General features: G+C 64.2%; 21 protein-coding genes. 12 read left to right on the forward strand and 9 right to left on the reverse strand.

All coding sequences use genetic code 11. The features are described from left to right. Positions 1-39 precede the first annotated feature (39 nt). Entirely contained in the window at positions 40-1,326 is a 1,287-nt protein-coding gene (locus tag DAEP_RS0101710) for a homoserine dehydrogenase (RefSeq protein WP_027243460.1), read from the reverse strand. A gap of 115 nt (positions 1,327-1,441) precedes the next feature. Beyond that, on the reverse strand, positions 1,442-1,696 hold the full coding sequence (locus DAEP_RS0101715; protein ID WP_008556788.1) for a hypothetical protein: 255 nt from the start codon (positions 1,694-1,696) through the stop codon (positions 1,442-1,444). A gap of 167 nt (positions 1,697-1,863) precedes the next feature. Here DAEP_RS0101715 and DAEP_RS0101720 point away from each other — a divergent pair, with 167 nt between their 5' ends. Beyond that, positions 1,864-2,451: a TetR/AcrR family transcriptional regulator gene (locus DAEP_RS0101720; protein ID WP_027243461.1), complete on the forward strand. Its 588-nt coding sequence runs from the start codon at positions 1,864-1,866 to the stop codon at positions 2,449-2,451. Beyond that, entirely contained in the window at positions 2,448-2,927 is a 480-nt protein-coding gene (locus tag DAEP_RS0101725; protein ID WP_027243462.1) for a GNAT family N-acetyltransferase, read from the forward strand. Before DAEP_RS0101720 ends, DAEP_RS0101725 begins: the two co-directional genes overlap by 4 nt. A gap of 19 nt (positions 2,928-2,946) precedes the next feature. Here DAEP_RS0101725 and DAEP_RS0101730 read toward each other — a convergent pair whose 3' ends face one another. Together DAEP_RS0101730 and DAEP_RS0101735 are read right to left on the reverse strand one after the other, a co-directional pair. Further along, complete coding sequence (locus tag DAEP_RS0101730) at positions 2,947-3,249, reverse strand: antibiotic biosynthesis monooxygenase family protein (protein ID WP_008556687.1); 303 nt, start codon at positions 3,247-3,249, stop codon at positions 2,947-2,949. A gap of 179 nt (positions 3,250-3,428) precedes the next feature. Continuing rightward, positions 3,429-4,340 carry a pirin family protein gene (locus DAEP_RS0101735; RefSeq protein WP_027243463.1) on the reverse strand — a complete coding sequence of 304 codons (912 nt, stop codon included), beginning with the start codon at positions 4,338-4,340 and terminating at the stop codon, positions 3,429-3,431. A 215-nt stretch (positions 4,341-4,555) separates the two neighbouring features. Between DAEP_RS0101735 and DAEP_RS0101740 the strand changes: the two genes are divergently transcribed. Continuing rightward, a complete protein-coding gene (locus DAEP_RS0101740) occupies positions 4,556-5,746 on the forward strand; it encodes an adenylate/guanylate cyclase domain-containing protein (RefSeq protein WP_027243464.1) in 1,191 nt (396 codons plus the stop codon). A gap of 63 nt (positions 5,747-5,809) precedes the next feature. On the opposite strand, the gene DAEP_RS0101745 is transcribed toward DAEP_RS0101740, so the two are convergent. Further along, positions 5,810-6,982, reverse strand: coding sequence for a 4Fe-4S double cluster binding domain-containing protein (locus DAEP_RS0101745; protein ID WP_027243465.1), 1,173 nt, complete (start codon positions 6,980-6,982; stop codon positions 5,810-5,812). Between the two features lie 48 nt (positions 6,983-7,030). Further along, positions 7,031-7,906, reverse strand: a complete 876-nt coding sequence (locus DAEP_RS0101750) for a LysR family transcriptional regulator (RefSeq protein ID WP_008555969.1) — start codon at positions 7,904-7,906, stop codon at positions 7,031-7,033. Positions 7,907-8,027: 121 nt separating this feature from the next. Between DAEP_RS0101750 and DAEP_RS0101755 the strand changes: the two genes are divergently transcribed. Together DAEP_RS0101755 and DAEP_RS0101760 are read left to right on the forward strand one after the other, a co-directional pair. Next, positions 8,028-8,984: an NAD(P)-dependent oxidoreductase gene (locus tag DAEP_RS0101755; RefSeq protein ID WP_027243466.1), complete on the forward strand. Its 957-nt coding sequence runs from the start codon at positions 8,028-8,030 to the stop codon at positions 8,982-8,984. A 103-nt stretch (positions 8,985-9,087) separates the two neighbouring features. Continuing rightward, positions 9,088-9,564 carry a hypothetical protein gene (locus DAEP_RS0101760; RefSeq protein ID WP_027243467.1) on the forward strand — a complete coding sequence of 159 codons (477 nt, stop codon included), beginning with the start codon at positions 9,088-9,090 and terminating at the stop codon, positions 9,562-9,564. Here the strand turns inward: DAEP_RS0101760 and DAEP_RS0101765 are convergent, their stop codons facing one another. Genes DAEP_RS0101765 through DAEP_RS0101775 form a run of 3 tightly spaced genes read right to left on the reverse strand, consistent with a single transcriptional unit; the run spans position 9,565 to position 12,381 of the window. After that, positions 9,565-10,197, reverse strand: coding sequence for a TadE/TadG family type IV pilus assembly protein (locus DAEP_RS0101765; protein WP_027243468.1), 633 nt, complete (start codon positions 10,195-10,197; stop codon positions 9,565-9,567). Between the two features lie 4 nt (positions 10,198-10,201). Continuing rightward, entirely contained in the window at positions 10,202-10,738 is a 537-nt protein-coding gene (locus DAEP_RS0101770; protein WP_008554467.1) for a TadE/TadG family type IV pilus assembly protein, read from the reverse strand. Continuing rightward, complete coding sequence (locus DAEP_RS0101775; protein WP_027243469.1) at positions 10,735-12,381, reverse strand: TadE/TadG family type IV pilus assembly protein; 1,647 nt, start codon at positions 12,379-12,381, stop codon at positions 10,735-10,737. The genes DAEP_RS0101770 and DAEP_RS0101775 overlap by 4 nt, the downstream gene beginning before the upstream one ends. A gap of 347 nt (positions 12,382-12,728) precedes the next feature. On the opposite strand from DAEP_RS0101775, the gene DAEP_RS0101780 reads away from it, so the two are divergent. The 7 genes from DAEP_RS0101780 (at position 12,729) to dnaG (ending at position 21,888) form a co-directional block, all read left to right on the forward strand. After that, on the forward strand, positions 12,729-14,159 hold the full coding sequence (locus tag DAEP_RS0101780) for a Glu/Leu/Phe/Val family dehydrogenase (RefSeq protein ID WP_008554842.1): 1,431 nt from the start codon (positions 12,729-12,731) through the stop codon (positions 14,157-14,159). Between the two features lie 284 nt (positions 14,160-14,443). Next, on the forward strand, positions 14,444-15,697 hold the full coding sequence (locus DAEP_RS0101785) for a sarcosine oxidase subunit beta family protein (protein ID WP_027243470.1): 1,254 nt from the start codon (positions 14,444-14,446) through the stop codon (positions 15,695-15,697). Positions 15,698-15,763: 66 nt separating this feature from the next. After that, positions 15,764-16,033 carry a sarcosine oxidase subunit delta gene (locus DAEP_RS0101790; protein ID WP_008556358.1) on the forward strand — a complete coding sequence of 90 codons (270 nt, stop codon included), beginning with the start codon at positions 15,764-15,766 and terminating at the stop codon, positions 16,031-16,033. After that, the gene (locus DAEP_RS0101795) at positions 16,030-18,975 is read left to right on the forward strand and encodes a sarcosine oxidase subunit alpha family protein (RefSeq protein WP_027243471.1); all 2,946 of its coding nucleotides are present in this window, start codon (positions 16,030-16,032) and stop codon (positions 18,973-18,975) included. Before DAEP_RS0101790 ends, DAEP_RS0101795 begins: the two co-directional genes overlap by 4 nt. Beyond that, a complete protein-coding gene (locus DAEP_RS0101800) occupies positions 18,968-19,513 on the forward strand; it encodes a sarcosine oxidase subunit gamma (protein WP_027243472.1) in 546 nt (181 codons plus the stop codon). The genes DAEP_RS0101795 and DAEP_RS0101800 overlap by 8 nt, the downstream gene beginning before the upstream one ends. 37 nt (positions 19,514-19,550) lie before the next feature. Further along, positions 19,551-19,889 carry a hypothetical protein gene (locus DAEP_RS0101805; RefSeq protein ID WP_008557154.1) on the forward strand — a complete coding sequence of 113 codons (339 nt, stop codon included), beginning with the start codon at positions 19,551-19,553 and terminating at the stop codon, positions 19,887-19,889. 1 nt (position 19,890) lies between these two features. Further along, positions 19,891-21,888, forward strand: a complete 1,998-nt coding sequence (gene dnaG, locus DAEP_RS0101810; RefSeq protein ID WP_027243473.1) for a DNA primase — start codon at positions 19,891-19,893, stop codon at positions 21,886-21,888. The last annotated feature ends 6 nt before the right edge of the window (positions 21,889-21,894 follow it).

Genomic DNA, 21,894 nt, shown 5'->3' on the forward strand with positions numbered 1-21,894 from the left:
CGGCGCGCAAACCGGCCGTTTTCTGCGGGGCGGGGCGGTTCAGACCTCTTCGATGCGCAGGGCGACGGGGGTGCCGTCGACCACGTCGGTCGCGGAGAGGCCGTCCAGCGCTGCATCCAGGGTGGCACGGGTGCATTTGTGGGTGACGATCAGCACCGGCGCAACCGGTTCGGAATGGCCGTACTGGCGCATCCGGTCGATCGAGACGCCCGCTTCGCCAAGGATTGCCGCCACTTTTGCCAGCGCGCCGGGTTTGTCCAGAAGCCCCATGCGCAGATAGAACGGCGCGGGCAGGCCGGTCTGGGCGGCCGGGGCCTGCTGCAGAGTTTCGGCGGGCTGGCCGAAGGTGGGTATCCGCAGGCCGCGGGCCAGGTCCAGAACATCGCCCATCACCGCGCTGGCGGTCGGGCCTTCGCCGGCGCCGGGGCCGCGCAGCACAACCTGCTCGATCGAGTCGCCTTCGATCACCACCATGTTGGTGCCGCCTTCCAGCTGTCCCAGCGGCGAGTCGGCTGGCACCAGGCAGGGCGACATGCGCTGTTCCAGCCCGCGGGCGGTGCGCTGCGCCACCCCCAGAAGCTTGATCCGGTAGCCCATGTCGGCGGCGGCGTGGATGTCTGCCAGCTGGATGCGCTGGATGCCTTCCAGCTGCACGCTGTCAAAATCCGGTTTGGTGCCAAAGGCGATGGAGGCCAGCAGCGCCAGCTTGTGGCCTGCGTCGATGCCGCCCACGTCCAGGTTCGGGTCGGCCTCCAGGTAGCCCAGGCGGCCGCATTCCTCGAACAGCGCGTTATAGCCCTGCTCGGTGGCCTGCATCTGGGTCAGGATGTAGTTGCAGGTGCCGTTCATCACCCCCATGACGCGGGTGATCTCATTGCCGGCCAGGCTTTCGGTCAGCGATTTGATCACCGGGATACCGCCGGCAACTGCGGCCTCGAAACGGATCACCCGGCCCGCGGCTTCGGCCTGTTCGGCCAGCGCCTGCCCGTGGATCGCCAGCAGCGCCTTGTTGGCGGTCACCACATCCTTGCCTGCGGCCAGTGCGGCCTCGGTCGCCGCCTTGGCTGCGCCTTCGTGGCCGCCCATCAGCTCGACAAACACATCCACGTCGTCACGCACCGCCAGCGCCACCGGGTCGGTTTCCCAGGCATAGCCGCTCAGCGAGATCCCGCGGTCCTTGCTGGCGTCGCGGGCCGACACCGCGGAAATCACCACCGGGCGCCCGGTCCGTGCCTCCAGCAGCGCAGCATGGCGGCGGATGATCTTGACCACGCCGATGCCAACCGTGCCCAAACCTGCAATCCCAAGACGAAGCGGTTCTGTCATAGCTGGAGGTCCTTTGTTCCGAATTGCTCCGCCCCGCCTTATCGGGTTCGGCGCGAGCGTGCAACGCCGCTGCCGCCTGCAGCGGGCAGAAGCAGGGGGGAATGCCGGGAAGCGGTCAGAATTCGGCGTTTTTCACCGCCGCGGCGCGGCGCTGCAGACGGGCGCTGCGGGCGTCGAGCTCCTGCTGCAGCTCTTGGCCGGCCTGCTGCGGCGGCGCCAGCGGCTCCAGTGCGTCATCCAGCGGCAGCAGACGTGGGTAGCCCGCATTGCGCAGATCCGGGGTAAGCCGGTCTTCCAGTTCGGGCACCCGGGTGCAGGCGGCAGCGCTTGCCGCAGCCAGGAGGAAAGTGATCCGCGCCCACATCTGCATCGCCTTAGCCCTTTGTTCCGCTCTGCCGGTTCTAGGGGCTCCGGCGCGCCTGCACAATTGATTTCCAACTGCAGCGCAGCGTTGGCTTCGCCAGGCAGTGCTGGTACAGAAAGCTGCAGCCGCATTCTCTCTTTTATATGAACACCTGTTCAGTTACTGTTGCCGGCATGGCACGCACCCAAGGTTCCCATTCCGACATCACCGGCCCCCGCATCCGCGAGGCGGCTTTACGGCTGTTTGCCCAGCATGGCTACGCCGCCGTGTCGATGCGCCAGATCGCCAGCGAGGTCGGGGTGCAGGCCGGCGCGCTGTACAATTACACGCCGGACAAGCAGAGCCTGCTGTTCAGCCTGATGTCGAGCCACATGGAAGAACTGCAGGCAGCCTGGGACGCGGTGCCGCGGGCCGCGGGTGCGATGGAACGGCTGCGGGCCTTTACCGGATTTCATATCCGCTTTCACCTGGAGCGCCCCGATGCTGTGTTCATCGCCTACATGGAGCTGCGCAACCTGACGGAGGAAAACTTCACCGTCATCGAATCGCTGCGCCGCGACTATGAAAACGGGGTGGAGGGGATCCTGAAAGAAGGTGTGGAGCAGGGTGTGTTTGCCATCCCCGACACCAAGATCGCTACGCTTGCAGTGATTGCGATGCTGAACGGGGTCAACACCTGGTACCGGTCCGAAGGGCGGCTCTCGCTGGATGAGGTGGAGCAGGCCTATTGGAATATGGTGCAAAAGGCGCTCAGCGCTTGAGCCTGTTGAACCTGCGGACCGCACGCCTGCGCGCGGCGCGCTGGCAGGAACTGACGGAGGCGGACCTGGCGGCGCTGTTTGCGCCGAAGGTGGTGCAATGGCTGCCGGAAAGGTTCCAGCCGCAGGACAGCGACCGGGCCCGGCGGGATTTCCTGGCCGCGGTGGCGCAGCAGGCTGAGGTGATTGGCTTGTGCGGCCCGGACGGGCAGGGGATCGGGCTGCTGATCCTGTCACATCCGGAGGACGGCGGTAAAACCCGCAACCTTGGCTATTTGTTTGCCGAAACTGCTTGGGGTCAGGGCCTGGCGAGCGAGCTGATCAGCGGCTTGCAGGCCCATTTCAGCGGCAGCGGCATGTGCCTGAGCGGCGGTGTTATGCTGGAAAACGCGGCCTCGGCCCGGGTGCTGGAAAAAGCGGGCTTCACTCCGCAGCCCGCAGGCAGGGCGACGGTCTATAGCTGGTGCGCCAGCGGCTGAGGCACATTGGGCTGGCCTGTCAGCTCAGCAGGCCGATCATGTCATAGTGGTCGATCTGGCGGTTCAGGACCATCGGGTCCTCTTCCGGCAGCACATGCGGCTGCTCCCAGTCCTCGCCGGCAAAGGCCTGCAGAGCGTCGATGCTCTCCCACACCATCACCACGCAGAAGGTCGCGGGCGAATCCGGCCGCGGCAGCCCGGCTGTAACCGAGACCAGCCCCGGCTGGCGGCGCACATGCGGCACGGCGGTATTGGTCAGGAAGTCCTTGAAATCTCTGATCTTGTCGTCGCGGACGGTGGCACGGAACACCCGGATAATCATCTCTCCCCCCATCTGAGCAGTGGACAGGGGGAGTATAGCACATCAGGAGCCCGATTGGCGGGCCGCAGCCGGTAACTGCGCGGGCTTGCGCCGCGCGCAGGGAAAGGCGGCAGCGGTTTATCCGGCCGGTGCGCGGGCTTGCGCCGCGCACAGGGAAATGTGGGCACCGGTTTTCCCGGTCAGTGCGCGGGCTTTATAAAAGTGCCGTTGCGCAGGTCGCGGAAGGCCTGATGCAGTTCGGCCTGTGTGTTCATCACAATCGGCCCGTGCCAGGCGACGGGCTCATTGATCGGCGCACCTGAGATCAGCAGGAAGCGCACGCCCTCGGGGCCTGCCTGCACGGTGATCGCGTCGCCGGTGCCGAAGCGGATCAGCGTGCGGTCGCCGGACAGGTCGCGGATGTTGACCTCCTGGCCTGCGACCTCCTTCTCCAGCAGCACTCCTTGCGGGGGAGAGGCATCGGCAAAGGCAGCCTCGCCCTCGAACACATAGGCGAACGCGCGGCGGTAGGTGTCGATCGGCAGGGTCTTCCTGACGCCTGCCGGGACGTAGACATCCAAGTACTGCGGGTCGGCGGCAATGCCGTCCACCAGGCCGCGCGTGCCCCAGAAGTCACCGGCAATCACCTTCACCCGGGTGCCGTCGTCGTCGATGACCTCCGGGATCTCGGTGCCCTTCACGTCCTGGTAGCGGGGGGCGGTCATCTTCTGGCTGGCGGGCAGGTTGCCCCACAGCTGGAAGCCATGCATCTGCCCCTTGGCGTTGCCCGCGGGCATTTCCTGATGCAGGATGCCCGACCCGGCGGTCATCCACTGCACATCGCCCGCACCCAGGGTGCCGGTGTTGCCCAGCGAGTCGCCATGCTCCACGGTGCCCGCCAGCACATAGGTGATGGTCTCGATGCCGCGGTGCGGGTGCCAGGGGAAGCCGCGCAGGTAGTCCTCGGGGCGCTCGTTGCGGAAGTCGTCGAACAGCAGGAACGGGTCCAGCTCCGACGGATCCTGAAAGCCGAAGGCGCGGTGCAGCTTGACGCCGGCGCCCTCAATGTGAGGCTGCGCGGCGCGGGTTTCGAGAATGGGTCTGAGGGACATCTCCATGCCTCCTGTGAACTTTGGCTGCGGCTAAGATAGTGTGTGCAGGGCTGTCCGGAAACCTGCCGCCGGAAACGGCTGCTGTGCGCAGGTGAACAGGCTGGCCCGCAGCCCGCAGGGCTGCGCGGCCCAACGGGGCGCGCTGCCGCAGGCGGCAAGGACGGGCGGGAGCATTGCCGTTGCCGGGTGCATCCCGCGCGCGGTAGCCTGAGCAAATGACACAAGCCCCCGATCCCCTGCTGCAGTTGCCGCCGGAGCGGCTGCAGGACGCTTTGCGCCTGATCTCCTTCGCGCTGGAGGAGGGGCGTTCCTCCAAGGATCCGGAACAGCTTCTGGCAAAGGTTTGCGGCCTGATCCGGGCGGCGGGCGTGCCGCTGCAGCGGGCTGCCTCCATCGTGCAGCTGCTGCATGCCGAGGCGGTCGCCAGCGCCCGCTTCTGGGAGCACGGCAAGGGCACCCGCAGCGAGCTGTTCCCCTTTAACGAGTACAGCGGCGAAGGCTATGCCCGCTCCCCGGCTGCCGATGTGCACAGCACCGGAGACTGGGTGATTCTGTGGCTGCCGGACACGCCGGACGACCGCTATGGCATCGTCCCGGACCTGAAGGCGGAAGGGTACACCCATTACATCATGGCGCCGGTTTTCATGGCAATCGGCACCGCAGGCATCTTCAGCTTTGCCACCCGGGCGGCAGAGGGGTTCTCCGGCGAAGACATCCGTTTCCTGCGAGCGGTTTTTCCGGCGCTGGCCGCCAGCCAGGAGGTTCTTTCCACCGCCCGCACCCTGCAGGAGGTGCTGCGGATCTATGTCGGTGAGGAGCCGCAGCGGCGGATCCTGTCGGGCGATGTGCACCGGGGCGAGGTGATGCGGATCCGCTCTGCCATCCTGTTTGCCGATATGCGCCGCTTTACAGAACTGACGGCGGGCATGAGCGCGGAACAGGCCACCGGCCTGCTCAATGCCTATTACGACTGCATTGTGCCGCCGGTCGAGGCCGCGGGCGGCGAGGTGCTGAAACTGATCGGTGATGGCATTCTGGCGATCTTCCGCGCTGAGGAGGACGAGGCGCGGACCTGTGCCCGGGAGCTGGCTGCCGCCCGCGACGGGCTGGCGCGGGTTTCCGCCCGGCTGGACCCGCCGCAGTTCGAGGTTGGTATTGCGCTGCACTTTGGCGAGGCCGCGTTTGGCAACGTGGGATCGGGGATGCGGCTGGATTACACGGTGATCGGCCGCGACGTGAACCTGGCAGCGCGGGTGGCGGAGCTGTGCGGCGCCAGGCATGAGCCGTTGCTGGTGTCGTCCGGGTTCCTGCAGCGGGCGGGGCTGGAGGGGCGGCCACTGGGCGCGCAGAGCCTTAAAGGACTGCAAGCACCTGAGGAGGTGTTTGCAGTCTCGCTGAGCCCCTGAGCGCTGTTAGGGCAATCAGCCAAGGGCCGATTTGGGCAGAGGCATTCTCAGTGCTCTCCTGTCTCAGGCCCGGTCCCACCACTCCGACGGTTTGCGCCGCTGCCCATGCTTGCCTGCAAGCCGCAGCGCCAGCCTGCGCAGCGGGCCAAGCGCCAGCTTCAGCCACAGCCGGTTGCGCCGTTTGGAAAAGTCGCGGTTGAACGGGCAGACCCGCATGCAGATGGCGCAGTCGGAGGCCATCTTGGCCCAGAACGAAAAACACTTCTCCGCGTCCGAGGTCCATTTCCGGACCCCCTTGATCGCCGAGACATTGGCGGTTTCGGTGGAGGGCGGACCGTAGGGCAGCGCTTTCACCGGGCAGGCGTCGGCGCATTTGGTGCAGATATCGCAAAACGCCTTCACCCCCAGCGGCTGCGGCAGGTCATGCGCCAGCGGCAGGTTTGTGAAAATCTTGGAGAACCGCAGGCGGGGTCCGAATTCCGGTGTGATCACCATCTGATTGCGGGCGTATTCCCCCAGGCCCGCCTTGACCGCATAGGGAATCACCAGGCCGGTGTCATTCATCGAGGCCACCGCCTCATAGCCAAGATTGCGGATATAGGCGGCCAGCTGCATCACGATGGCGGCCTCATGGCTGTATTCCCGCCCCGTCGCCGCCCCCGCCAGCGCAGAAGGATAGGTGGCAACCAGGTCCTTGTCCATTTCATGGCCCAGCACGATCACGCTGGTCAGCCCCTCGGGCAAATCATGCGGCGCCTCGGACATGTCGCGGGCATCGACCCGCGCGGTGTAGAGCCAGCGGTCGTCCAGATCGGTGATGCCGCAGAGATCAGCGCCGAAGAACCTGGCGATGCGTTTCACCTCGGCGGACATCCGGGTGGTGTCATCAATTTCCAGCGTGTCCTTGGCCACCGGCGTGTCGGGGCGGATTGCGGCCTGGAACCCCTCCCGGACGCCCTCATGCGCCCGGCGGCTGGAGACCACGTCGGAAATCAGCCAGGCCGCGTTGCGCAGGGCAAAGTCGCGCTGGGTGAACCCGTCCCCGCGCCGCGGCGCGGCCTCCATCCGGTAGGAGGCGAAAAACTTGGCAGTGTGTTTGGATTTCACCCGCTCGTCCCAGAAGGCGCGGGTGAAGATGTCGTTGCGCTGCGAAAACCGTTCGAAACCGTCGGTGACGTCGATCCCTGCGGCTGCGTCGCCGTCACGCTGGGGCGGTGTGTTCTGGGGCCAAGGCATGGCCAGACGCTAGCCGCCTGCCGGGGGTCCGGCAAGGGGCCGTGCTGATCAGCAGAACAACGACACGATCCAGTCGCGCACCAGGGCGGTTTCGGCGCTGTTGGGCGCTTCGTCCGCGGCGGGCATCAGATAGTGACCCTGGCCCATCGGGATTTCAGCGCCCAGAACCTGCGCCAGCCGGCCTTGCGACAACGGCAGTTCCGCGTAGCGGCGCATCAGCATGGCAACGCCTGCGCCGGAAGCTGCCAGCTCGATTGCGGCCAGAGAGGTGTCGACATAGAGCGGCGCGCCGCGATCCTTGAGCGGCACGCCTTCCTGCTCCGACAGCCGCAGCCAGTGGTCCTGGTAGCCGTGGATGTGGATCAGGGTCTGGCCGAACAGCTGGTCCACCGATTGCAACTGCGCTGCAAGCTGCGGCTGCGCGGCGGGAATCACGCTTTCGGTGGAAAGCAGATGCGCGCGCCGGTCAAACCAGCCGGTAGGACCCAGCCGCAGGTCGATATCCACGTCCTCGTCCTGGGTGCTGCCGGCCCAGACTGCCGAGATCAGCCGGATACGGATGTGCGGGTGGGCGCTGTGAAATGCCCCCAGCCGCGGTGCCACCCAAAGGACGGCGGTCGAGACCGGCGCCCGAAGGGTCACGGTCCGGGTCTGCGCGTGGCCCAGCAGGCCGCGGGTGGAATAGGCAATATCCGTCAGCGCCTGCGCCACCGACGGGTAATAGGCGTGGCCTAGCTGCGTCAGCTCCAGATGCCGCGACCGGCGGATGAACAGGGTGATGCCAAAGCTTTTCTCCAAGCTGCGCACCTGGTGGCTGACCGCGGCCTGTGTCAGCCCCAGTTCCTCCGCCGCGGCGGTGAAGCTGTTAAGGCGGGCAGCAGCCTCAAAGGCGCGCAGCCAGACGAGATTGGGCAGATCGGACATGTGCGTTGCAAAAAATCTTGGGGTCAGGCCGCGTTATTATTCGTTTTTGTTTTAGCTGAGGTCAAGCTAGCCATATCGCAGGCGATACCCCGGGGAGGAGAAGCGGGACATGAAATCTAAGATGAAGATCGGCTTTGTCGGCCTCGGCAACGTCGGCGGCAAGCTGGCCGGCAGCCTGGTGCGCAACGGGCTGGACGTAGCGGTGCATGATCTGGATGCGGCGCTGGTCGAGAAGTTTGTCGCGCGCGGCGCCAAGGCGGGCGGCAGCCCGGCGCAGATGATGCAGGACTGCGATGCGGTGATCACTTGCCTGCCGAGCCCGGCGGCCTCGGACGCGGTGGTCACCGAAATGCTGCCGCATGTGCAGCCCGGCAAGATCTGGATGGAGATGTCCACCACCGACGTGGAGGAGGTGAAACGCCTGGGCGCCCTGGTGGCAGAGCGCGGCGGTGCGCCGGTCGACTGCCCGGTCTCCGGCGGCTGCCACCGCGCCGACACCGGCAATATCTCGATCTATGCCGGCTGCGAGCGGGAAACCTTCGACCGGATCCTGCCCGTCCTGACTACTATGGGCCGCCGCATCCTGCATGTGGGGGAGATCGGCAACGCCAGCCTGCTGAAGGTGATGACCAATTACCTGGCCAACATCAACCTGCTGTCGCTGTGCGAGGCGCTGACGGTGATGAAGGCCTGCGGGATGGACCTGGGCATGACCTATGAGGCGATCGCGATGTCCTCGGGCAACTCCTTTGTGCATGAGACAGAAAGCCAGCTGATCCTGTCGGGATCGCGCGATGTCAGCTTCACCATGGATCTGGTGATGAAGGATATCGGGTTGTTCCAGACCCTGGCCGACCGCCACAACGTGCCGCTGGAACTGTCGCCGCTGATGATCGAAATGATGCAGGACGGTCAGCGCCGCTATGGCGAGCGGGCGCAGTCGGACCGGATGATTGAACGGCTGGAAGAGGCCACCGGCCTGTCGGTCACAGCACCAGGATTTCCGCAGGAACTGATCGACGACGAGCCCGAAGAGCCGGGGTACGAGGTTGCCGTGCGCCGCGCTGCTGCGGAGTAAGTTTCCCCGAACGGCACGGCCGCGTTCAGCCCCCGCAGCGGCGGGGGCTGTTCTCTTTTGCAAATCCGGTTTATGCCCGGCTCAGCAGTTAGGGGAGCAGCTGATGAGCAAAGACGTTCTGGCCACAATCGAGGCCTCTGCCGCGCGCCGGGTGATGGGGACGGCGATGCTGGGCCTGACCGGCGGCCTGCTGGTCTATGTGGCGTTTTCCGCGCCGCCGTCGCCGGCCTGGCTGGTGTTCCTGCTTGTCGTGGGGGCCGCGGCGCTGTGGCTGGCGGTGCGGATGTGGCAGGCTACAACGCACCGGATCGAGCTGACCGCCGAGGAGCTGCGCTGCTCCAACGGGCAGGTGATTGCCAGGGTGGAGGATATCGAAGCCATCGACCGCGGCTTCTTTGCCTTCAAGCCGTCAAACGGGTTCCTGATCCGCACCGGCACGTCTGGAGGCAGGACCTGGATGCCGGGGCTGTGGTGGCGGTCCGGCCGCCGCATCGGTATCGGCGGGGTGACGCCGGGGTCGCAAGGAAAGGCGATGTCGGAAATCCTGGCCGCGATGCTGATGCAGCGCGGCCAAGTCTGATCAGGCAGGCGGCCCGGCCTTCTCGGCGTCGTCGTTGTGGTTGTTGCCGTTGCCCTTGTCCTCGACAAAGACGACCTGCGGGGCAAAGCGCGGGCGGGTGAACACGAAGTTCTGCACGTCCATCAGCGGAATGCCCACGTTGAAGGCCGGCTGGATCTCGTTCCAGGTCTCCACCAGGATCACGCGCTCCTGATCGGGCATCGCGGGCAGATCGTCTTTCACCTCGTTGATGGTGCCGTCAACCCACTCCTGAAACACGTTGCCGCGGACTTTTGACCAGTCGACGTAATACCGCTTGTCACCCTCGTCCCAGCGCACAACGGAGATCCGGGTGGACAGCGTGGTGTCACTGCGCACCAGTTCCGTGGCCAGCGCGTGCATACTGTCGATATAAGCTTCGTTCACGTAGTTGGTTTCGCGCGAGATCAGGTCGGAGACAGTATAGGCGGCCTTCATGTTGATGCTTTCCTGCCGGAAGGCATCAAAGAAGGTGTAAATGGCGGCAAACAGGCCCAGCAGCAGCGGCGCGTAAAAGGCAAATTCGATCGAGACGCTGCCTTGTGTACCGTTCAGAAAGCGGCGGGCGGGACCGGGCAGGCAGCCGGAGAAATGGCGGGACAGCAGTGTCAGCATGGCGTTACCTCGGCTCCTGGACGAAGGCGGATGACGCGATCAGATTGACGCGGCCGTCGCCGTCCTTGGTCAGGTGGGTGCCCAGACCCCAGGTGGGAAAAATAGGCTCGAACTTCATGCAGGCGCGGATGAACATCAGTTCGTTTGACTGGCCGTTCACAAAAGTCCGAACCGGCTGAATCTCCTCGACACTGTCAATGCAGTCAGGTGTCGGGTCGATTGGTGTCCAGGCGTAGGGGTTGATCCGGAGCATTTCCAGGCGCAGGGACGTGCTGCACTCGTCGATGAAGCCTGAGCGGGTGCAGATCTCATCGCGCAGCTGGTCATGGCTCATGTCCCCTCCGGTGCTGAGACGGATGGTGCGGACCGTCTGGTCCAGCGCCCGCTCCAGCTGGGAATGGCGGAGATTGATCATGCCCAGCTCGACGGTCGACATCAGGATCATGATGAAGGCCGGGATCACGATGGCGAATTCCACGGTGGCGTTGCCATCCTGCTGCTGCCTGAAACGGCGCAGGGCGTGTGCGGCACGGCGGATCATTGGGTCAGCCTCAGCTGGCGGATCGAGGTGGCGATGGACGAGAACGCATCGGAGATCTCCAGGCCTTCCACATCGAAGAAGTGGGCGGGCGAGCTGGCGCAATCCTCCAGCACCTTGATGCCGGCGGATGGGGCCTCGAAGCCGACCGAGTAAACAATCACGCCCTGGTCCTTGGTGATGTCGCAGATCGTCTTGGTGTGCTGATCCTTGGCGACGCGGTTGTGGAAATAGCGGCCGGCGGTGAACCAATTGGCCCAAGCATCGGAGGTGTTTCTGTAGAGATCGCGGGCAATCGAGGCCAAGGAGACGCGGGCGTGCAGTTTCTGGTATGTCAAGCGCTCAGAGGTGCCGGGCTCCTCTTTCTCGGAGCAGTAGTAACAGTCTTTATAGGTACCCTCTCCGAAACGGTGGTCCTCCCAGCGTCCCTTAGATTCCCATCCCTTAGAGTACCATCCCTTAGAGTACCAATAGTAGTTGTTTCCGCTGGGATTGTAGACTGAAAATACATCGGCCTCTTCATTGTACCACACGTCCGAGATCCCCTCCCGGCGGCTTTCGTTAATCATATACTGATTGGTATTCTGGCCGTCGGACATCAGGATGATGATCTTCAGCGTGTCGCCGCTGCCGTAGTCGGTCGGCCGGTTGCGGAAAGACGCATCAATCACGCCATCGTCAACCAGCGCGTTCACCACGCCGCGCGCTGTGGGATCCAGCAGGGCGCTGCCCCATTTCATCCCGATATCGATCGAGGTGTTGCCGGAGGCGGTCAGGCTGTCGATATAGGCATGCAGTTTTGCGGCATCGTTGGTGAAGGGCAGAATGGCCGAGCCGGGCCGGGTGGGGCAGACAGGGCGGTCGATCATATTCATCGAATAAGTGAAAGTATCGAAGTGCGCGGTGCGGATCAGGTTTTCATCCTGGTTAAGCGTGTGCTTGCTGAACTGGTCCTTGATGAAATTCACGCAGTAGGAATAGTCATGCTCCTGCGAAACGTTCGGGTATTTGCTCAGCAGTTCCTTACCCGCATTCACCTGCGTCGCATAAGGGATGATCGATATCGAAAGGTTGCTGACATCGGTATTGGAGGTGATCTGTGTCACAAAGGATTTCGCGGCGGCCTGCAGGTTCACCAGCCGGTTGCCGGAGTTCATGGAGCCGGAGATATCGAGCACCATTGAGATTTCGACGCTGCCAATGGTCTCTTCCGCGCGGGAGTTCGCGTAGAGGGACATGTTGTCGCCGCCCGCGAACTTTAGCAGATAGGCTTCGAAATCGGTGTTGATGGTTGCTTCGACGCTTTTGTAGCCCAGCCCCTTCTGATCATCGGGGTCGGAATAATACTGCTCCAGGTCGGCCTTGGTCAGATAGTCCAGAACGACGGCATCGGCATCCAGGGATTGGTCCAGATCGGCCGCGGCGAGCACTGCCCGGTCAAGCGTGTACTGCAGCTCGGTCCGGTCGCGCTCCATCCGCATCAGGTCCACCCCGATGCCGCCGACCGCAAGCATGGCCAGGAAGGTGCCGATCATGGGCTTCGCCAGCACCCCGTCCTCTTCGCGCAGGAAGCTTCGCACCTTGGACAGGCCGGGCAGCCTCAGTGGGCTGCACAGCGCAGTGGAGCTTTTGTGACGCATGTTCATAGTGACACCCCCTAAGTACCCCGCCGGCTCTGGAACGGGTCAGCACGGCTTTGGCAGCGGAATTCACGTTTATTAATGCTTGGTAAAGGTGGCGGAATTGGGGCGCGATTTTGCCGAAATAGCTACGATTGTAAGGGACCGGGGGCCCAATCTCCGGCCGCTGGGCCGCCTTGTGCCGGTGGTGCGGACAATGGCAGCCCGGCAGGCGGCGAATCGTCAACCTTTGGATAAAATGAGAATCTTTTTGGCAGGGAATGGTCAAAAAGGTCGCACTCATTAATTATCTCTGCATAGAGTGAGGGCATCATCGGCAGCGAGTCGATGTTTGATCACGGAGAAGTTTTTAGATGAGCAGCCGCACAGAGCCGAGCTTCCGCGAAAGCGTGGACCTGATGTTTAACCGGGCCGTTTCCCTGATGGATCTGCCGCCGGGGCTGGAGGAAAAGATCAGAGTTTGCAACGCAACTTATACAGTGCGGTTCGGGGTGCGCCTGCGCGGCGCCATGCACACCTTTACCGGCTACCGTTCCGTTCATTCCGAACATATGGAGCCGGTAAAAGGCGGTATCCGTTATGCTCCCGGCGTGAACCAGGATGAGGTTGAGGCGCTGGCGGCGCTGATGACCTATAAGTGCGCCCTGGTTGAGGCGCCGTTCGGCGGCTCCAAAGGCGGCTTGTGCATTGACCCGCGCGAATATGACGAGCATGAGCTGGAGCTGATCACCCGCCGCTTTGCCTATGAGCTGGCCAAGCGCGACCTGATCAACCCGTCGCAGAACGTGCCCGCGCCCGACATGGGCACCGGCGAGCGCGAGATGGCCTGGATTGCAGACCAGTACGCGCGGATGAACACCACCGACATCAACGCCAAGGCCTGTGTCACCGGCAAGCCGCTGAATGCAGGCGGCATCTCCGGCCGCGTCGAGGCAACCGGGCGCGGCGTGCAATATGCCCTGCGCGAATTCTTCCGCTACGAAGAGGACAAGGCCGCCGCCGGCCTGACCGGCAAGCTGGAAGGCAAGCGCATCATCGTGCAGGGCCTCGGCAACGTGGGCTATCACGCGGCCAAGTTCCTGTCCGAGGAAGATGGCGCGCTGATCACCGGCATCATCGAGCGTGACGGCGGGCTTTACAGCGCGGACGGCCTGGACGTGGAGGCGGTGCGCAACTGGATCGTCAAGCACGACGGCGTGGCCGGCTATCCTGATGCGCAGTTCGTCCAAGACGGCGCGCTGCTGCTGGAGGAAGAATGCGACGTGCTGATCCCGGCCGCGCTCGAAGCGGTGATCAACCTCGAGAACGCCGAGCGTGTCAAGGCGCCGCTGATCATCGAGGCCGCGAACGGCCCTGTTACCGCCGGCGCGGATGAGATCCTGCGCAAGAAGGGCACGGTCATCATTCCCGACATGTATGCCAACGCAGGCGGTGTGACGGTGTCCTACTTTGAGTGGGTCAAAAACCTCAGCCATATCCGCTTCGGCCGGATGCAGCGCCGTCAGGAAGAGGCGCGCCACCAGCTGGTCATCGATGAACTGCAGCGCCTGGATGACGTGATGGGCGACACCTGGTCGATGTCGCCGCACTTCAAGGAGAAATACCTGCGCGGCGCCGACGAACTGGAGCTGGTCCGCTCCGGTCTCGATGACACCATGCGGGTGGCCTATCAGTCGATGCGCGAAGTCTGGCACAGCCGCGATGACGTGACCGACCTGCGCACCGCCGCCTATCTGGTGTCGATCGACAAGGTCGCCAAGAGCTATCACGCGAAGGGCCTTTGACGGGCCGCAAGGGCGGACTGCAAGTCAGAAGAACAGCCGCGGGGCGGAGGGGAAACTCTCCGCCCCGTTCTTTTTGCCGCCTGCATGCTATGCGTCATCAACGGGCGCAATTATTACTAGACACAAGTGATCAGTTCGTGTGATTTCCAGCAGAGCCGTGCTGATGCGCCGCAAATTGAGCGTTTGGGCTAGGAGCAGCAGGCGAAAGCAGGTAGCAATGCCGCCAAGGCCCGGGCCGGTAATTTTCCGGGTGCGGACAAGTGATTTGACGGGGGAGGGACGACATGCGGTTTTCGGGCTGGCGTGTGCTCAGGGAGGGGCTCACCGGAAACAAGGGGTGGAAGCCTCATTGGCGGGATCCTGAACCCAAATCCGAATACGACGTGGTGATCATCGGCGGCGGCGGTCACGGGCTGGCAACCGCCTATTACCTGGCCAAGGAACACGGCATCACCAATGTCGCGGTGCTGGAGAAGGGCTACCTTGGCGGCGGCAACGTTGGGCGCAACACCACCATCGTGAGGGCCAACTATTACCTGCCGGGAAATTCCGAATTCTATTCCCACTCGCTGAAGTTATGGGAGGGGATGGAGCAGGACCTGAACTACAACGCGATGATGTCCCAGCGCGGCATCATCAACCTGTTCCACAACGACGGCCAGCGCGATGCAGCCGTGCGCCGGGGCAATGCCATCATCAACCAGGGTGATGATGCAGAGCTGCTGAGCCGCGAACAGGTGCGCAAGCTGGCGCCGTTTCTGAATTTCGAGAACAACCGCTTCCCGATCATGGGCGGGCTGATGCAGCGCCGCGCCGGAACGGCGCGGCATGACGCGGTGGCCTGGGGCTATGCCCGCGGAGCCGGCATGCGCGGTGTGGACCTGATCCAGAACTGCGAAGTCACCGGGATCGACGTGGAAGGCGGCAAGGTGGTGGGGGTGCAGACCGTGCGCGGTCCGATCCGGGCAAAGAAGGTGGCGCTGGCGGCAGCGGGCCGCTCCGGCCAGGTGGCGGCGATGGCGGGGCTGACGCTGCCAATCGAAAGCCACGTGCTGCAGGCCTTTGTCTCTGAAGGGCTGAAGCCCATCGTCGATCACGTGATCACCTTTGCCGAAGGGCATCTTTATATCAGCCAGTCCGACAAGGGCGGGCTGGTGTTTGGCAGCTACCTGGATTTCTACAGCTCCTATGCGGCGCGGGGAAACCTGCCGATGGTGGAGCACACGATGGAGACCTTTGTGGCGATGGTGCCGGCGGTCAGCAAGGCACGCCTTCTGCGCAGCTGGGGCGGCATCATGGACATGACGCCGGACGGCTCGCCCATCATCGACCATTCGCCGATTGACGGCCTCTACCTGAACTGCGGCTGGTGCTACGGCGGGTTCAAGGCAACGCCGGGGTCGGGCAGCGTGTATGCGCATCTGATTGCTACGGACCGGCCGCACGGGGCGGCCACGAAGTTCAAGCTTGACCGCTTCCGCAGCGGCGTTGGCCTGATGGATGAGGAGGGGACCGGTGCGCAGCATAATCTGCACTAAGCGTTTGGAGCGCGCCGGGCATGCCTCCGGCGGGAGTATTTTCGGAAAGATGAAAGGGCGCCGGTCATGAGAATTACCTGTCCGCTCTGCGGCGAAAGAGACCGCCGTGAATTCTATTACAAAGGGGCCGCGCTGGTGCGCCCGGCCGCGGGCGCGGATCTGGATGCCTGGCATGACTATGTGAACCTGCGGGAGAACCCGGCCGGGCCGCTGGATGAACTGTGGTATCATGAGATGGGCTGCAACGCGTGGCTGAAGGTGACGCGCAATACCGCGACGCATGAGATCCTGGCGGTGCAGCTGGCCTCTGAGGCCGGGCTGGGAGGTGAGGCATGAGACTTCCCGGTAAGGGTCTGAACCAGGGCGCGAAGCCCGTCACCTTTGCCTTTAACGGCCGTCACATGATGGGGCTGGAAGGCGATACACTGGCGGCGGCGCTGCTGGCCAACGGCGTGCATCTGGTGGGGCGGTCGTTTAAATACCACCGCCCGCGAGGCATTCTGACGGCGGGCAGCGAGGAGCCGAATGCGCTGGTGACCATCGGCACTGGCGGCCAGCAGGATCCGAATGTGCGCGCCACCCAGCAGGAGGTGTTTGAAGGGCTGGAGGCGCGCAGCCAGAACTGCTGGCCCTCGGTTGAGCGCGACGTGATGGCGTTGAACGATCTGGCCGCGCCGTTCTTTGGCGCTGGTTTCTATTACAAGACCTTCATGTGGCCGGCAGCTTTCTGGGAGAAGGTTTATGAGCCGCTGATCCGGCGTGCGGCAGGCCTCGGCGCTCTGTCGGGCGAGGCGGATCAGGACCGGTATGAAAAAGCCTTTGCCTTCTGCGACGTGCTGGTGATCGGTTCCGGGCCTGCGGGCCTGATGGCGGCGCTGACTGCGGGCCGGGCCGGGGCGGATGTGATCCTGGCCGAAGAAGACAGCCGCATGGGCGGCCGCCTGCTGGCCGAGCGCGAGGAGATCGGCGGCAAGCCGGGCCATGCCTGGGCGGCGGATGTGCTGGCCGAACTTGAGGCGATGGACAATGTGCGGCTGATGACGCGCACTGCCGTCACTGGCGCGTATGATCAGGGCACTTACGGCGCGCTGGAACGGGTCTCGCACCACCTGCCGCGGCGCCATTCGCTGAAGGGCAGCCACCTGCCGCGCGAATGCTTCTGGCGGATTGCGGCCAAACATGCGGTGCTGGCGGCGGGTGCGATCGAACGCCCGGTGGCCTTCCGCAACAACGACCGGCCGGGGATCATGATGGCGGGCGCGGTGCGGGCTTATCTGAACCGCTGGGGCGTGGCGCCGGGCGAGCGGGTCACCGTCTTTGCCAACAACGATCAGGCGCACCGGACGGCGCGCGACCTGCATGACGCGGGCGTGCACATCGCGGCGGTGATCGACAGCCGCCACGAGGCGCCGGACGGCGGACCCTATCAGGTGATCAAGGGCGCGCAGGTCTGCGACTCTGCAGGCCGTCAGCGGCTGGAGAGCATCACCGTGCGTTCGGTCAAGGGCGAGGGGAAGATCCAGACCGACTGCCTGGCGATGTCCGGCGGCTGGAACCCGTCGGTGCATTTGACATGTCATCTGAACAGCCGCCCCATCTGGAAGCGCGAGGCGCTGGCTTTTGTCCCGGCTGAGAAGGCCGTGCCCGGCATGGCCGCCGCAGGGGCTTGTAACGGCACATTCTCCACCGCGGGCGCGTTGCGCGACGGGGCAGAGGCTGCCGGGAAAATGCTGGATGCGCTGGGCCTGAAACCCGCTGCCGCCGATCTGCCGGAGGCCGAGGATGATCCCTACCGCATTGCCGCACTGTGGGCGGTGCCCGGCAAGGGCCGCGCCTGGCTTGATTTCCAGAACGATGTGACCGTCAAGGATGTGAAGCAGGCGGCCACCGAAAACTTCCGCTCGGTCGAGCACATGAAGCGTTACACCACGCAAGGAATGGCGACCGATCAGGGCAAGAACTCCAACGTTGCCGCGCTGGCGGTGCTGGCGGATGCCACCGGGCGCACGATCCCGGAGACGGGCACCACCACCTTCCGTCCGCCGTTTGTGCCGGTGTCCATCGGGGCAATGGGGGCGGGGGCCACGGGCGAGGGCTTCAAGCCGCAGCGCTTCCTGACTTCGCATGGCGAGAGCGATACCCGCGGGGCGCATCAGCTGGAAGCGGGCCTGTGGTACCGCGCCGCCTATTTCCCGAAACCGGGGGAGACCAGCTGGCGCCAGTCCTGCGACCGTGAAGTCACGATGGTGCGCAATGCGGTCGGGGTCTGCGATGTCTCCACCCTCGGCAAGATCGACATTCAGGGGCCGGACGCAGGCAAATTCCTGGATTTCCTCTACACCAGCACCTTCAGCACGCTGAAGGCGGGCAAGGTGCGCTACGGTCTGATGCTGCGCGAGGATGGCTTTGTCATGGATGACGGCACCACCGCGCGGCTGGGCGAGAACCATTTTCTCATGACCACCACAACCGCTGCCGCGGGGCAGGTGATGGCGCATTTGGAGTATGTCTCCCAGGTCCTCCGTCCCGGGTGGGACGTGCGGTTCACCTCAGTGACGGAGCAGTGGGCGCAGTTTGCTGTCGCCGGGCCAAAGTCTCAGGAACTGCTGAATGGTCTCGTGGATGAGGACGTCAACAGCGGGACCTGGCCTTTCATGGGCTGCGGGGAGGCGACTGTGCTGGGTGTGAAGGGGCGGCTGTTCCGGATCTCCTTCTCCGGTGAGCATGCCTATGAACTTGCTGTGCCTGCCCGCTATGGCGAGAGCCTGTTCCGCGAGCTGCTGAAGCGGGCCGAGGCGATGGGCGGCGGCGCCTATGGCATGGAGGCGCTGAATGTCCTGCGGATCGAGAAGGGATTGATCACACACGCGGAGATCAACGGCACCGTGACTGCGTTTGATCTGGGCCTGCAGGGGATGATGTCGCAGAAGAAGGACTTCTTGGGCAAACCCATGTCCACCCGCGAGGGGCTGATGGCCGAAGACCGGATGCGCCTGGTGGGCCTGAAACCCGTGGGGGCAGCGAAAGAGATCAGCGCCGGTGCGCATCTGTTTACGCCGGGTGATCCGGTCGAGCGGATTTATGACCAGGGCTATGTCACCTCGGCCGGCTATTCGCCAACTTTGGGGCATCCAGTTGGACTGGCCTTCCTGAAGGAGGGGCCGGACCGGATTGGTGAAACCGTGCGGCTGGTCGACCATATGCGCGGCGTTGACACCCTGTGCGAGGTTGTCTCGCCTGTGTTCTTTGATCCGGAAGGAGAGCGTGCCCGTGGCTGAATTGATTGCGAAAAGCCCCTGCGAGGGGCTGCTGCCGGTGACTCTCGGCGGCATAAGCCTCACTGAAGATCACCCCGGCGCCATGTGGGCCCTGGCACCCTTCAAGGGTCAGGAAAAGGCGCTGAGCCAGGCGCTGGAGGCTGCCCACGGCATGGCATTCCCCGCGGCAAACCGTGCGACGGGCAAGGCGGGCAGCCGGGCTGTCTGGTTCGGCCGCGGCATGGCGCTGCTGATGGGGTCTGAGCCTGACGCGAAGCTGGCCGAGCACGCGGCGCTGACGGATCAGAGCGACGCTTGGGCCGTGGTGAGGCTGGAGGGGCAGGGCGCAGTGGATGTGCTGGCGCGGCTGGTGCCTGTGGACCTGCGGGCCGCTGTGTTCAAGCGCGGCCACACGGTGCGCAGTGAGCTGAAGCACATGATGGCCTCGGTGACCCGCACCGGCCCGCAGGCGTTTCAGATCATGGTGTTCCGCTCGATGGCGAAAACGCTTGTGCATGATTTGAAAACAGCCATGGAAGCTGTCGCGGCGCGGGGGTAACCTGCGGGGATCACCAACTGATTCCCGGAGCGCATCTATGATCCGCATCGTCCTTGCAGCCGCCTTGCTGGCGGCGCCGGCCTATGCTTCTGAAAGCAAAGAACAAAGCTGCAAATACCAGGGCCAGGTCATGGCTGCGGTGCAGCAGGCGCGCCTGGACCGGGTGAAGCAGGAAGACGTGGAACAGACCATCCTGGGCAGCGAGCCGGAATGGCCCGCCGCCTATTCCAAGGCGATCCCGCAGTTGACGAGCCACGTCTACGCGATGAAGCGGCGCGACCTGAAAAGCACCGACCTTGGCGCGCTGTTCGAGCAGCAGTGCCTGCAGAACTGGGATCAGATCCAGGCGATGCAGAAACAGCTGAAGTCGAACTGATATGTCCCTGCCGCCCGGCTTTCTGGATGAACTGCGCACCCGCATCAGCATATCTGATGTTGTCGGGCGCAAGGTCATGTGGGATCAGCGCAAGTCGCAGCCGGGCAAGGGCGATTACTGGGGGCCGTGCCCCTTTCATCACGAGAAAACCGCATCCTTCCATGTCGAGGACCGCAAGGGGTTCTATTACTGCTTCGGCTGCCACGCCAAAGGCGACGCGCTGAAGTTTGTGCAAGAGACCGAGAACGTCGGTTTCATGGAGGCGGTGGAGATCCTGGCCGGTGAAGCGGGCATGGAGATGCCCAAGCGCGACCCGCGCGCGCAGGAGAAACAGGACCGCCGGACGCTGCTGGCCGATGTGATGGAGCAAGCGGTCCAGTTCTTCCGCCTGCAGCTGAAAACCAATGCGGCCCGTGACGCGCGCGAATATCTTCAGCGCCGCGGCCTGACGGCGCAGGCGCTCGACCGCTGGGAAATCGGCTTTGCCCCCGACGGCTGGCAGAACCTGTGGGACGCTTTGCGCGGCAAGAATGTGCCCGAGGATCTGATCATCGGCGCGGGGCTGGCCAAGCCCTCGACCAAGGGCGGGAAGCCTTATGACACCTTCCGCAACCGGATCATGTTCCCGATCCGTGATGCGCGCGGGCGGGCGATTGCCTTTGGCGGGCGGGCGATGGACCCGAACGATAATGCCAAGTACCTGAACTCGCCCGAGACCGAATTGTTTGATAAGGGCCGCAGCCTCTATAACCACGGGCCTGCGCGTGCGGCTTCGGGGCGCGGTTCCACGCTGATCGTGGCCGAAGGCTACATGGATGTGATTGCGCTGTCGGAAGGCGGGTTCCAATCCTCCGTTGCGCCGCTGGGTACCGCGATTACCGAAAACCAGCTGCAGATGCTGTGGCGGATGTCGGATGAGCCGATCATTGCACTGGACGGCGACACCGCGGGCCTCCGCGCGGCCATGCGGCTGATAGACCTGGCGCTGCCGCTATTGGAGGCCGGTAAATCCCTGCGTTTTGCCATCATGCCGGAAGGCAAGGATCCCGACGACATGATCCGCAGCGAAGGCCCGGAAGCGGTGCGGGCGGTGCTGGATCAGGCGATACCGATGGTCAAGCTTTTGTGGCGGCGCGAGACCGAGGGCAAGGTTTTCGACAGTCCCGAGCGCAAGGCGGCGCTGGACAAAAGCTTGCGGGAAAAGATCAAGCTGATCCGCGATCCCTCGATCCGCAAGCACTATGGCGAAGACGTCAAGGAAATGCGCTGGCAGCTGTTCCGCGGCAGCCGGGGCAGCAGCGAAGGCGGTTATCAGCAGCGCGGCGGCAGGGCCGGCGGCTTCCGCGATGGCGCCCGCGCGCCCTGGAAGCCTGGCAAGGGGTTCGGCGTGATCCCGCAGCCGCGCGCAACCACCCGGGCCTCGCTGGTCGCGGGTGCCGACGATGAATCCTTTGCTGCGATGCGCGAGGCGGTGATCCTGGCGACGGCGATCACCACCCCGGCGGTGATCCCGGATTTCGAAACCAGTCTTGAGCGTCTGCAATGTGCCGACCCGGATCTGGCGCTGCTGCGCGACATGGTGCTGCGCCACGGCATCGACGCGCCGGAGCGGCTGCGCGAGGAAATCGACTGGTCTTTGGGGCCTCATGCCCTTGAAAACCTGTTTGGCCTTCGCCACGTTGCAATCATTCCCTGCCTGCGCAAACCCGGCGACACCGAACTGGCCAGCATGACCCTGGCCGAAGAGCTCGCAAAACTTGAAGCGCTGCGCGGATTGGATGCGGAACTGGCGGAAGCCGAAGAGGATTTGCATGGCCTTGCCGATGAGGCGCTGACCTGGCGGTTGCGGCAGGCGGCAGAGGCCAAGAACAAGGCCGTGCGCAGCGAAAACGAGGACAAGGCGACTTATGACGTGGGCAAGAATGGCGCGCGGCTCAACCGGGATGAGCGTGATGCCTTCGGCGCCCTTTTGGACCGGATCGGCTTTTCAGAGAAGTGACACGCA

This window comes from Leisingera daeponensis DSM 23529, assembly GCF_000473145.1.
GTDB classification, from domain to species: Bacteria; Pseudomonadota; Alphaproteobacteria; order Rhodobacterales; family Rhodobacteraceae; genus Leisingera; species Leisingera daeponensis.

Bases quoted from the DNA above. Each gene is read 5' to 3' on its own strand.
- DAEP_RS0101715 (WP_008556788.1), bottom strand. From the start codon at position 1,696: ATGCAGATGTGGGCGCGGATCACTTTCCTCCTGGCTGCGGCAAGCGCT.
- DAEP_RS0101795 (WP_027243471.1), top strand. From the start codon at position 16,030: ATGAGACTTCCCGGTAAGGGTCTGAACCAGGGCGCGAAGCCCGTCACC.
- DAEP_RS0101740 (WP_027243464.1), top strand. From the start codon at position 4,556: ATGACACAAGCCCCCGATCCCCTGCTGCAGTTGCCGCCGGAGCGGCTG.
- DAEP_RS0101735 (WP_027243463.1), bottom strand. From the start codon at position 4,340: ATGTCCCTCAGACCCATTCTCGAAACCCGCGCCGCGCAGCCTCACATT.
- DAEP_RS0101775 (WP_027243469.1), bottom strand. From the start codon at position 12,381: ATGAACATGCGTCACAAAAGCTCCACTGCGCTGTGCAGCCCACTGAGG.
- dnaG (WP_027243473.1), top strand. From the start codon at position 19,891: ATGTCCCTGCCGCCCGGCTTTCTGGATGAACTGCGCACCCGCATCAGC.
- DAEP_RS0101780 (WP_008554842.1), top strand. From the start codon at position 12,729: ATGAGCAGCCGCACAGAGCCGAGCTTCCGCGAAAGCGTGGACCTGATG.
- DAEP_RS0101760 (WP_027243467.1), top strand. From the start codon at position 9,088: ATGAGCAAAGACGTTCTGGCCACAATCGAGGCCTCTGCCGCGCGCCGG.
- DAEP_RS0101750 (WP_008555969.1), bottom strand. From the start codon at position 7,906: ATGTCCGATCTGCCCAATCTCGTCTGGCTGCGCGCCTTTGAGGCTGCT.
- DAEP_RS0101710 (WP_027243460.1), bottom strand. From the start codon at position 1,326: ATGACAGAACCGCTTCGTCTTGGGATTGCAGGTTTGGGCACGGTTGGC.
- DAEP_RS0101770 (WP_008554467.1), bottom strand. From the start codon at position 10,738: ATGATCCGCCGTGCCGCACACGCCCTGCGCCGTTTCAGGCAGCAGCAG.
- DAEP_RS0101765 (WP_027243468.1), bottom strand. From the start codon at position 10,197: ATGCTGACACTGCTGTCCCGCCATTTCTCCGGCTGCCTGCCCGGTCCC.
- DAEP_RS0101785 (WP_027243470.1), top strand. From the start codon at position 14,444: ATGCGGTTTTCGGGCTGGCGTGTGCTCAGGGAGGGGCTCACCGGAAAC.
- DAEP_RS0101730 (WP_008556687.1), bottom strand. From the start codon at position 3,249: ATGATTATCCGGGTGTTCCGTGCCACCGTCCGCGACGACAAGATCAGA.
- DAEP_RS0101745 (WP_027243465.1), bottom strand. From the start codon at position 6,982: ATGCCTTGGCCCCAGAACACACCGCCCCAGCGTGACGGCGACGCAGCC.
- DAEP_RS0101720 (WP_027243461.1), top strand. From the start codon at position 1,864: ATGGCACGCACCCAAGGTTCCCATTCCGACATCACCGGCCCCCGCATC.
- DAEP_RS0101790 (WP_008556358.1), top strand. From the start codon at position 15,764: ATGAGAATTACCTGTCCGCTCTGCGGCGAAAGAGACCGCCGTGAATTC.
- DAEP_RS0101755 (WP_027243466.1), top strand. From the start codon at position 8,028: ATGAAGATCGGCTTTGTCGGCCTCGGCAACGTCGGCGGCAAGCTGGCC.
- DAEP_RS0101805 (WP_008557154.1), top strand. From the start codon at position 19,551: ATGATCCGCATCGTCCTTGCAGCCGCCTTGCTGGCGGCGCCGGCCTAT.